General features: G+C 67.5%; 10 protein-coding genes. 4 read left to right on the top strand and 6 right to left on the bottom strand.

All coding sequences use genetic code 11. The annotated features are described in order from the left end of the window. Positions 1–22 precede the first annotated feature (22 nt). Complete coding sequence (locus V7E05_RS08065; protein WP_333619155.1) at positions 23–1,789, bottom strand: alkaline phosphatase D family protein; 1,767 nt, start codon at positions 1,787–1,789, stop codon at positions 23–25. A gap of 173 nt (positions 1,790–1,962) precedes the next feature. On the opposite strand from V7E05_RS08065, the gene V7E05_RS08070 reads away from it, so the two are divergent. Together V7E05_RS08070 and V7E05_RS08075 are read left to right on the top strand one after the other, a co-directional pair. Further along, complete coding sequence (locus V7E05_RS08070; protein ID WP_333619156.1) at positions 1,963–2,535, top strand: hypothetical protein; 573 nt, start codon at positions 1,963–1,965, stop codon at positions 2,533–2,535. A gap of 165 nt (positions 2,536–2,700) precedes the next feature. Beyond that, the gene (locus tag V7E05_RS08075; protein ID WP_333619157.1) at positions 2,701–3,273 is read left to right on the top strand and encodes a hypothetical protein; all 573 of its coding nucleotides are present in this window, start codon (positions 2,701–2,703) and stop codon (positions 3,271–3,273) included. A gap of 28 nt (positions 3,274–3,301) precedes the next feature. Here V7E05_RS08075 and V7E05_RS08080 read toward each other — a convergent pair whose 3' ends face one another. From V7E05_RS08080 to V7E05_RS08090, 3 genes are all read right to left on the bottom strand, one after another. Continuing rightward, positions 3,302–3,667, bottom strand: a complete 366-nt coding sequence (locus V7E05_RS08080; protein WP_333619158.1) for a TraR/DksA family transcriptional regulator — start codon at positions 3,665–3,667, stop codon at positions 3,302–3,304. Positions 3,668–3,847: 180 nt separating this feature from the next. Beyond that, positions 3,848–4,300 carry an MmyB family transcriptional regulator gene (locus V7E05_RS08085; RefSeq protein ID WP_333619159.1) on the bottom strand — a complete coding sequence of 151 codons (453 nt, stop codon included), beginning with the start codon at positions 4,298–4,300 and terminating at the stop codon, positions 3,848–3,850. Further along, a complete protein-coding gene (locus V7E05_RS08090) occupies positions 4,301–4,690 on the bottom strand; it encodes a helix-turn-helix domain-containing protein (RefSeq protein ID WP_333619160.1) in 390 nt (129 codons plus the stop codon). A 263-nt stretch (positions 4,691–4,953) separates the two neighbouring features. Between V7E05_RS08090 and V7E05_RS08095 the strand changes: the two genes are divergently transcribed. Then, positions 4,954–5,742, top strand: coding sequence for an alpha/beta hydrolase family protein (locus V7E05_RS08095; RefSeq protein ID WP_442891634.1), 789 nt, complete (start codon positions 4,954–4,956; stop codon positions 5,740–5,742). A gap of 138 nt (positions 5,743–5,880) precedes the next feature. Here the strand turns inward: V7E05_RS08095 and V7E05_RS08100 are convergent, their stop codons facing one another. Then, on the bottom strand, positions 5,881–6,417 hold the full coding sequence (locus tag V7E05_RS08100) for a hypothetical protein (protein ID WP_333619161.1): 537 nt from the start codon (positions 6,415–6,417) through the stop codon (positions 5,881–5,883). 399 nt (positions 6,418–6,816) lie between these two features. Further along, entirely contained in the window at positions 6,817–7,797 is a 981-nt protein-coding gene (locus V7E05_RS08105; RefSeq protein WP_333619162.1) for a LysR family transcriptional regulator, read from the bottom strand. 102 nt (positions 7,798–7,899) lie between these two features. Between V7E05_RS08105 and V7E05_RS08110 the strand changes: the two genes are divergently transcribed. Further along, positions 7,900–9,063 (top strand): C4-dicarboxylate ABC transporter, encoded by a 1,164-nt coding sequence (locus V7E05_RS08110; protein ID WP_333619163.1) that lies wholly within the window; start codon positions 7,900–7,902, stop codon positions 9,061–9,063. Positions 9,064–9,201 lie beyond the last annotated feature (138 nt).

Consider the following 9,201-nt stretch of genomic DNA (forward strand, 5'->3'; position numbering starts at 1 on the left):
GCAGCGTCTGCCGCGTTCTGGCTCAGCCGGCGAGCATCTTGTTCAGCGTGCGGCGCAGAACCTGACGCGGCTCCTCCTTGCTGCCCTCACTCGGCCACTCGACGCTCGCGTGGTCGACCTCGACGCGCGCGGCGCGCCCCTCCAGCTCGAGGGTCATCACTCCGTTGTCGAACCAGATCCCGTCGGACACGCCCCACTGCGCTGCGGGCTCGACGACACCGCGGTGCCGCGAGAGCGCGCTGAGCGCGGCGATCACCGGGCGGGTCTGGGCGAGGCGATTGACCGCCCTGATCGGGAGGTTGAGCGGATTGCGGTACGGCGACATGACGAGCTGGTGAACCGCGGTGCGCGAATCGGCGACGCTCGGATCGGTGAGCGTGACCTCCTCGATGTAAGAGCAGTGCACGTCGCCGCCCAGGACCAGGATGGATGACGGCGCGCTCCCGCTGTCGCCCCTGGCGACCTCGGTGAGCAGCGTGACGAGTCCGTTGAAGGAGCTGCGGAACGCCGCCCAGTGTTCGAGATCCACCGCCCGGCGGAGCCATTCGGCGAAGCGAGAGCGCAGCGGGGCCGTGCCGAGGAGCTCGACCGTGGCCTCGTTCCAGCCCTCGAGGTGATGGAGCGCGGGCAACATGAATGCCGGGAGCGAGGAGCCGATGAGGAGGTGTTCGACCCCGTCGTCGAGGCACATCGACCGGGCCCACTCCCATTCGGCGTCATCCATGACCAGCCGGTTCCCGCGGTGCAGGTGGCGCGAGGCGCGGACGTCGAGCATGACCACGCGCACCGCACCGAAATCGCGGAGATAGCTCCATTTCGAGGCGCCGGGGACCGAGTCGGCGCGGATCGCGAAATCGGCGAGCAGCTGCTCCCGTTCCGCCGGCGTCGAGAGCCGGCGGAGTTCGGTGTAGGTCGGGTCCTTGTCGAGCTCGTCGGGAGAGAGGTTGCCGAGGTGCTGGTAGACGAAATAGCTGGCGAATGCGCCGGAGACGCGGTCCTTCCACCACGGCTGGGCGGTCATCTCCTCGCGCCAGAAGCGCGAGGAATTCCAGTCGTCGCGGAGGTCGTGGTCGTCGAGGATCATGCAGCTCGGCACGGAGGAGAGGAGCCAGCGCACGTCCGGATCCGACCACGACTCGTGGTAGAGCCACGAGTACTCCTCGAAATCGCAGATTTCCTTCGAGACGTCGCGGTCACCGCCGGCGCCTTCGGAGGCGCGCACGGCCTCTGGGCCGAGTCCCGCGGCCCGGCGGTCGGCGAGGCGCGCCGCGATCCGCTCACTGGGGATGTCGGCGTAGATCTGATCGCCGAGCAGGAGCATCGCATCCGGCCAGCGCTCGTGGGCAGTGTCCTCCATCTGCATGGACAGGGCGACGAGCGCATCGGCGCCGATCTTCTTGAGCATCTCGGGCGACTGCTTCTCGCCGCGGCGGCACGAGCCGAAGGCGAGCCGGACGGGGCAGGGGTTCTCGCCAGCGGCGAGCGTGCGGATCATGCTCTCTCGGCCGCCTTCCTCCGGCCATACCCCGAGCGAATCGAGCTCGACCCGATAGGCCGATACCGTGTCCGGCTCGAGTCCCTCGATCCGGACGAGCGCGAAGTGGTGCTCGTGCACGGTCCATGTGGGCTCGGAGAAGCGCTCGTCGCCGACGACGACCGAGACCTCGCACGGGGCGGAGGTTTCCACCCAGATCGTGGCACGAGATTCGTCGACGTAGCGGAGCATCGGTCCGAGGAGGAGATCGGGCGCGGTGGTATCGGGAGTCGGGTCCATGAGGCCATTGTCCACGGGCTGACTGTAAGCGCGATGAGCGCGCTCTGTGGGGCCCCGGCGCGGGGAAGAACGTCTCCGCCCGCTGCGCAGGGGAGTCGGGGCGAACGGTTGATGGCATTCACTATGTGATGCACCGTCTGTATTACGGGCCGTGCTGGCTGCTCGTCAGTCTCGGAAGGATCTCCACATTGCGAAACACCGTCCTTGCTCGAAGCCTCGCAGTTGTAGGCGCCGCGGCTCTCCTCGTCCGCGCGCCGGTAACCGCGTCCGCGCAGGGAACCGATCCGGCCCCAGGTTCCGCCGGCTCGGTCGAAGGTTCTGTCACCAACTCCGCTGGCGGCGCGCTGGCCTCGGCGGGCCTGGGTGACCTCGGCTCGACAGTCGCGCGCGGGCGCTGCGTCGCCGCCGATCCCTCCGGCTCGATGGCTTCGTCGCTCGACGTCGAAATGGCCTCCAAGGAGGGTAGGCCCGGCACGGCTCATGTAGACATCGAAGGTGGATCGATTCTCGGTTCCCCGACCAATGGCACGCTGCGCTGGGAGAACACGACCGCCGGAACGAGCGGCGACCACGACTTTGAGATTCTCGGTGGAATGGACGCGAGGTTCACAAGCTTCGACATGGACACGGGACGCGGCCACGTGACCTGGGAGATCGACGCGAACCAGAATGGCGCGCCGCTTTCTCTGGCCGCTCTCGGGTTCTTGCCGATGAGTTCGGCACCGTACACGACGTGTACGGGTGAGACAGATATCGCCTAAGTCCGCTATTCCGACGTGCCGCCTTTTGCCCAGGGGCGGCACTACTCATTTCGGGCGGCGCGCCGGCGACCTCGGTGTAACTACTGTTGACACTGGAGTGCGGGTGTTGCACAGTGCTAGGTGAAGATGACAGTCGTCACACGACAACCCGGAAGGATACCGGCCATGCGTAATTCCACACTCGTTCGTCATCTCGCTGTTCTCGGTGCCGGGGCGCTGCTCCTCGGGACCCCCGCCACCGCCGCCGCCGCCCAGTCGGTCGAAGAGTTTCCCGGCTCGGTCGGCAACCTCGCCGGGGGAGCGCTGGCCGCGGCGGGCTCAGGAGATCTCGGCTCGACCGTCGCCGGCGGAAACTGTGTGGCCGTGGACCCGGCCCTCGGTTCGGTCGCCACCAACCCGCTCAAGGTCGAAATGACCACGAAGGAAGGTGAGTCGGGTGTCGCCGCCACAGACTTCTCCGGAGGCGCAATGATGGCGGCGACCACCGGAACGCTGCACTGGACCAATACGACGACCGGAGAGAAGGGAGCGCAGGACTTCGGCCCATTCAGTTTCGACCGCTTGGGCGATTACCACGACATCCCCACCGGAGTCGGCCACGTCGAGTGGACTGTAGACGCAAACGAATCGGCGGTACCTTTGTCGGTCGCCGTGCCGCTGTCCGCGGTCGGGATCAACGGCGGCCCCGGGAGCTCGGCGCCATACACGACGTGCGAGGGCACGGTCGAAATCGCCTGACCGTGGGGTTTCGGTGAACGGCCGCCGCTTATGCCGGTGACTTGCGCTTACTGGCGCAATCGACGCACAGTGCGCGGAAGGGGCGCGCCATCAGCTGTCCCTCCGGGATTGGAGTGCCGCAGGACGAGCAGATACCGAAAGTACCTTCGTCCACTCGGTTGAGGGCGCCGTCGATTTCATGGAGTTGGGTTTTCGTCGACTCAAGCAGTCCAGTAAGCATCGACCATTGCGAGGAAAGCGAGTCGCCATCCGGGTCGTGTTCGTCGTCGTCCGCCTCGTTTCGGCGTTTTCGGACGAGCGCATCGAGGGAGCCGCGAAGCGCATCGGCCCGAGACTGCGCGTAGCCGCGCTCTTCTGCCAGAAGAACTCGCCAGTCGTGTTCGCTGCTGGGCATTCGACCATCGCCTCTAGTCGGTGGAATCTCATAAATGGATGGGTGGAGCAAGCCGGGCGACGGCCCGACCCGATGTGGGGCGAGACTAGTCGACTTCCTCGAATTGGTGTCTTCGGTGCCGACTCGACGATCGTCGCCGCACATTGATCCCGTAGCCAGCGACATGCCGGGGTGACACTCTTACGAGTGCCGCTTGGCGAGGGCCTGCAGGCGCTCGAGGGACAGCGAACCGGGCTTCGCGCTCCACGAAATCAACTGCTGGTCGGGGTCGGAGGCGGCAGTAAGCGTGTCCCAGTCGAGTGTCAGGTCGCCGACCTCAGGATGGCGGAACTCCTTGACTCCCGAGCTGCGAACGACGACGTGGTGATCGCTCCACCAGCGGCGAAAGTCTGCATCGCGAACCGATAGCTCGCCGACGAGTTCATTGAGCCTGAGGTCGCCCTGCGGATTACGCGCGACCTCCATGTGGAGCTGCGCCACGCAGAGCTTCGCGCAGCGCGGCCAATCCCGATAGGGATCGCGGACCGCGGGTTCGGCGAATGTGAGGTAGACGTAGTTTCGCCTGTTTGGCGGGAGCCCGCCGAAGTCGGTGATCAGCGCCGCGGCCGGGGAGTTCCCCGCGAGCACATCCATTCAGCGGCCGAGGATGATCGCGGGCACCTCGTCGAGGTCGTCGAGGAGCCGATGGAAGTGCGGCACCACCTTCTGCCGACTCCGCGAGACCGACGCAGTCTCGCCGCGTGTGGATGGCTCGAGCAGGTATTCGCGGCCGGCATCATCGAGGCGAAGCACGCGGGCAATCGCCTCGAGCGTGGGCCACGGCGCGTTGCGCCGCCCCTGCTCGATGCGGGCGTAGTAGTCCGGGCTTATCGTCGCCAGGGCGGCGACTTCTTCTCGTCTAAGGCCCGATGCTCGGCGCCGGGACGATGTCGGGGAGGGAAGTTCGACGTCATCGGGTGTGAGGTCCATGCGGCGAGCCTTGAGAAAGTGGCCGAGATCGTTGCCGTTGTCTGCATTTCCCACGCTGGGCATCTTTCCAGCGATGTGTCCCGGGGACAGGTGGCCGGTGTTTTCCAGGGACAAATCTGTCCCTTGTTGAGGGGGTCGCGTGGCTGGCAGCCTCGCTGGCAGAAGCGGACAGGGCTAACAAAGGACGAGAACTATGGCTACGAATGAGGCACAGGAAACATTCGACGGATTCGTCGAGCTGTGGACGACGGGCACGACCGCCGCGCGGCGCGCCGGACCTTCGCCGGCCCGCCGAGGTCGGGTTGGAGTACAAGGACGTGACGTTCCCGTCGATGGACGGCGTGCCGCTCGAAGGGTGGTTCATTCCGGGCGACTCCGACAAATTGATCATCCACAACCACTTCCTGCCGGGGAATCGCTACGGCTACCCCGGGCACCTTCCCGAATTCGGCGGGCTCGGCGGGTTCGAGGTCAACTTCCTGCCCGAGTACAAGGCGCTGCATGACGCCGGATACAACATCCTCGCCTACGACATCCGCAATCACGGGCTCAGCGGGCAGGGCAACGGCGGTATGGCCGGCATCGGTCTGCTCGAATACCGCGACGTGATCGGATCGCTGCGGTACGCCGCGCCGCGCCCGGATACCAAGGACATGCGCAAGCCGCTGTTGTCCGTGTGTCTCGGCGCCGAATTTACCGCCGTGGCATGGTCTAAGCACCCGGAAGAGTTCTCCGAGGTCGAGTCGATGGTGATGCTGCAGCCGGTGTCCGGCAGCCACATCGTCGAGAAGTTCGTGAAGAACCTCGGAATCGAGGACGGCTACGCCAAGTTTGACGCCGCGGTGCACGAACGCACTGGCTTCCACCTGTCCGAGCAGTCGCCGCTCGAGCACGTGTCGGCCGTGACCGTGCCGACGCTGGTGACGCAGGTCCACGACGACACGATGACGCGCCCGCAAGATGTTCAGGACATCTACGACGCAATCCCGGTGGACGATAGGAAGCTGTACTGGATCGAGGGCACCGACCGCCGTTTCAATGGCTACAACTTCTTCGGCATCCATCCGGAGGTTCCGATCGACTGGTTCGATGCGCATATGAAGTAGGGCGGTAGGTGCGTGCGCCCTTGACGCGCGGCACGTCCGACGTCATGAGCGAATAAAAAGCGGCGCCCGCAGCGAGGAAGGATCTCGCTGCGGGCGCTTGCCATGTCGGGGCCGCGATGGCGGCCGGCTGTGGCCGGGCTAGACCGTGATGCCGAAGGGGACGTCGATGCCGGTCATGTCGTTGGCGACGGGGTTCCACACGTAGACGGTGTAGTCGAAGGTCGCGGCCGCGTTCGGTTCTCCCTCCGACGGGGCCTGCCACTCGCCGACTGACACGTGGAACTGGGACGACGAACCGAGGACGCGGCGTGCGCTCTCGTCGCCCGTCTGTGTTCCGGTGAGCTCGCAGTGGTGGTAGAGCAGGACCTTCGTCGGCGATGAGCCGGTACCGCCCTCGGTCTCAAGGAACAGGTAGCCGACATTGGAGCCGAGGTCGTTGTGCTCGCCGACCGTCCAGCCGACTTCGGGCCGGTCGGGGAAGGGGCCGGGCGTATCGGCGGCGACCTGCGCCGGATCGATATCGCAGGGGACCGGGCCGCCGAGCGAACCGGTGATATCGCCCAAGGGGTCCTCGACGGACTGCGCGCCAGCCGCGGGGGCGAGGGCGATCGTGGACATGAGCGCCGCCGCGGAAACGGCGGTTGCTGCGCGAACCTTGCTGCCTGTGCTGGACATGTGAGCTCCTCGGAGTCAGGGCCGAGCGGGGTGCCCGGCGCACTCATAGGGTTATCGTCCCTCGCGACGGCTTGCGCTACGCAAGAACGGGTCACGGTCCGGCGGCTGGTTGATAACGGGTTTTGTTGCTTGGGTGATGGGCTGGGGGGTTGGCCTGCGGCATCCGTGCTTCGCGTCCATGCCTCGTTGCTTGGTGGGGTGGGGAAACCGTACCGACAACCGCATTTATCGCGTCGCGCTGTGCTGGCCTTCCCGGCGGGGCGCGTTACGACTCGGGCCAGTTGACGCGTGCATTTCTTTCGCAGTCTGTAGGCAGTGTCTACAAGTTTCGATGAGAAAGGCATTGGACATTTGGAGTGTCCGCTCGCCCCGACTGGTGGCTCCGCGGTCGGCTCGGCGTCACGGATGTGATGCCTGCCCGGGCCCGAAGGCGACGGCCGCGGCGAGAAGGTCTGCGGCGAGCCCGCGCGGGCGACGCCGCGGATTCCACACCGCCCGCAGCGTGCGGGGGAACGCCACCCCGGACACGGGCACGCGCACGAGCCGCCGGTCGGCGAGGTCCCGCTGCACCGCCAGCGACGACAACACCGCCGGCGCGTCGGCGGCGAACACGGCCTCCCGGACCGCGGCCGTGGAGCCGAATTCCATGAGCGGCGGAACGACGGTAATGCCGAGAGTCGCGAGCGCCGATTCGAAGGTCGTGCGGGTTCCGGAGCCCTGCTCGCGCATGACCAGCGGCGTCATCCCCAACGTTTCTGCAGACACGGGAGCAGGTTCGCAGGGTGAGGGTGCGGGGCTGGTCGCGGCGGTGGGCGCGGCCGCGGGTGTGACGGCCCAAGCGTGCTCGGGAGGGACGACCACGACGAGCTCGTCGCGGGCGACATCCAGCGAGGACACCGTGCGCGGGATCGTCGGGCCCTCAACGAAACCGAGGTCGACGCGATCGGACTGCACGGCGTCGAGGACCTGCTCGGAGTTGCCGGGGATTGCGGAGATCTTCGCCTGGGGATTCTGCCGCCGGACCGTCGCCGCCCACTTGGGGAACAGCCACTCCGAGACCGTGTTCGACACCGCGACGGACGCGCTGGCCAGGGGATCGCCGCGGAGGTCGGCGGCACCCGCGTCGAGCGCGGCCGCGGCGCGCAGGACCTCGTCGGCCCACGTGAGGATGCTGCGGCCGGAATCGGTGGGCGCGACCCCCGACGGGCTGCGCACGAACACCACGACGCCGAGCAGCCTCTCGGCAGTGCGCACCCGCGCCGACACCGCCTGCTGGCTGAGACCGAGGAGATGCGCGGCCGCGCCCATGGATCCGCAGCGCGCCGTCGCCACCACGGAATCGAGGAGGTCGAGGTCCGGTACGCGCGCGGAGAGGGACATGTGGGCGAGTGTAGCGCGGGGGTCACAACCGGCGTTTGTGACCGCTCCACGGCGCGAGGTCTACCGAGAGCGCCGCGCCCCACGTTGACTGGAAGCATGATCTTGGCACAGCTCACCCCGCGCGCCGCCGGGCATTCGCGCTGGACTCTGCGCGTGCCCCTGCCGCCGGCCGGGCCCGCGTGGTTCCCGACGGTGATGGGCACGGGAATTCTCAGTTCGCTGGTCGCGATGCTGTGGGGCGAAGGTTTTGCGGGGCTGGCGGTGTCGTCGGTGCTGCTTGTGGCCGCGTGGGTGCTGATGCTCGGGCTGTTCGGGGGCTTCGCGCGTGCGTGCCGACGGGATCCCGAGGTGCTTCGGAAGGCGGTGTGGGAGGCGTCGCAGCGGCCGGCGTGGGGGACGGTGTCGATGGGCATGATGTCCGCCGGATCCGCAATGAGCGCGGTGCTGCCGCTGTGGTCTGAATCGTTGTCGGGTATTGCGCTCTGGGTGGACGCGGTGCTGTGGACTGCGGGGACCGTGCTCGGGTTGTTCGTGGCCGTGGACTTTGCGGTAGGGCTCGTTGTGCGGCTGCGCCGGGTTCGCGGGCAAGGCCGCGCGGGCGGGCGCCGGAGCCTAGCCGGGGGAACCGGTGGGCTCGGGCCGCCGACCCCGGTGTGGGGGCTGACGGTTGTCGCGCCGATGGTGTCCGCGACCGCCGGGTGCACTTTTGTTTCGCACGCGGCCTCCATTGCTGCGCGGGTGGCGCTGCTCGCGGTGATCTCGGCCTGTTTCGCGATCGCGCTCGTGCTCGGCGGGCTCGTCTTCACGGTCGCCTATCACCATCACTGGCGCCGCGAATCGCTTCCGCTCGCGATGCGCCCCTCGCTGTGGATTCCGCTCGGCGTCGTCGGGCAGTCGACCGCGGCGATCCAGCTGATCGCGGTGAACGTCGCCGACCTGCTGCCTGCGCACGCGCGGCCGGACGTGCTGCACGCCGCGCACGTCTACGGGATCGTCGTTCTCGCCGGGATTGGCACGGCGGTCTCGGCGTACGCCGCGGCGATGACACTCGCCGGGTTCGCCCGCCGAATGCCGTTCGGCGCCGGCTGGTGGTCGCTCACGTTCCCCGTGGGCACGTGCGCGCTCGGCGCGTTCTACCTCGGCCGCGTGCATGGAGAGGCGGGGTGGTTGCATGCCTCCGGCGTCATAACCGGGGTGTTGGCGTGCACGTGGACCCTGTGCGCCGTGGCAAGTATGACGGCGGTCGCGTTGCAGCGCCGAGCCTGAGAGCGGTAGCCGCGGGCGTCACGCCTGCGTTGGTCGAAGCTGGTGCGCGCGAGGGGATCTCGGGTGTGGTGGGCATGGGGAAGGGGCGGCCGGAAATCCTTGCAGAAAGTAAGAAGCCCGGGTAGGTCTGGAGATGGA

It is taken from the genome of Dietzia sp., from assembly GCF_036741115.1.
GTDB lineage: Bacteria > Actinomycetota > Actinomycetes > Mycobacteriales > Mycobacteriaceae > Dietzia.

What these genes read in the sequence shown, in the direction of transcription:
- V7E05_RS08075 (WP_333619157.1), top strand. Translation starts at nt 2,701, where the DNA reads ATGCGTAATTCCACACTCGTTCGTCATCTCGCTGTTCTCGGTGCCGGG.
- V7E05_RS08080 (WP_333619158.1), bottom strand. Translation starts at nt 3,667, where the DNA reads ATGCCCAGCAGCGAACACGACTGGCGAGTTCTTCTGGCAGAAGAGCGC.
- V7E05_RS08085 (WP_333619159.1), bottom strand. Translation starts at nt 4,300, where the DNA reads ATGGATGTGCTCGCGGGGAACTCCCCGGCCGCGGCGCTGATCACCGAC.
- V7E05_RS08100 (WP_333619161.1), bottom strand. Translation starts at nt 6,417, where the DNA reads ATGTCCAGCACAGGCAGCAAGGTTCGCGCAGCAACCGCCGTTTCCGCG.
- V7E05_RS08105 (WP_333619162.1), bottom strand. Translation starts at nt 7,797, where the DNA reads ATGTCCCTCTCCGCGCGCGTACCGGACCTCGACCTCCTCGATTCCGTG.